This window comes from Streptomyces durhamensis (genome assembly GCF_000725475.1).
Lineage (GTDB): Bacteria > Actinomycetota > Actinomycetes > Streptomycetales > Streptomycetaceae > Streptomyces > Streptomyces filipinensis.
In genome coordinates this window covers 1-613 of sequence record NZ_JNXR01000091.1, presented here as the reverse complement: position 1 = coordinate 613, position 613 = coordinate 1, and the positions used below count along the sequence as shown (strand labels likewise).

The 613-nt window shown below is 65.6% G+C and carries 1 protein-coding gene; it reads right to left on the bottom strand.

Annotated elements, in window-relative coordinates:
• Positions 1-613: IS630 family transposase (locus IO33_RS0141900; RefSeq protein WP_031174325.1), on the bottom strand; the 613-nt coding region annotated here is incomplete at both ends.

The window sequence follows — 613 nt, the reverse complement described above, 5'->3', positions numbered from 1 at the left end:
GGGGCCTCGTTCCAGTCGGCGAGCCAGTTTCGGATGTCGCGTTCGAGGGCTTGGACGGAGCGGTGGACACCGCGCTTGAGCTTCTTCTGTGTCAGCTCGGCGAACCACCGCTCGACCAGGTTGAGCCACGACGAACTCGTCGGTGTGAAGTGCAGGTGGAAGCGCGGGTGTGCCAGCAGCCACTTCTTGATGGCGGGTGTCTTGTGAGTGACGTAGTTGTCGAGGATGAGGTGGACGTCGAGCCCGGCCGGCACTTCCTTGTCGAGCTTGGCCAGGAACTTCTTGAACTCCACCGCCCGGTGGTGCCGGTGCAGGGAACCGATCACCTTGCCGGTGGCGACCTCCAGAGCGGCGAACAGGGTGGTGGTGCCGGCGCGGACGTAGTCATGGCTTCGACGCTCGGGGACGCCGGGCATCATCGGCAGGACAGGCTGGGACCGGTCGAGCGCCTGGATCTGTGACTTCTCGTCCACGCACAGCACCAGGGCCTTCTCCGGCGGGTCGAGGTAGAGGCCGACCACATCGCGGACCTTGTCGATGAACAGCGGGTCCGTGGACAGCTTGAACGTCTCGGAACGGTGCGGGGCCAGGGCGAAGGCGCGCCAGATCCGTG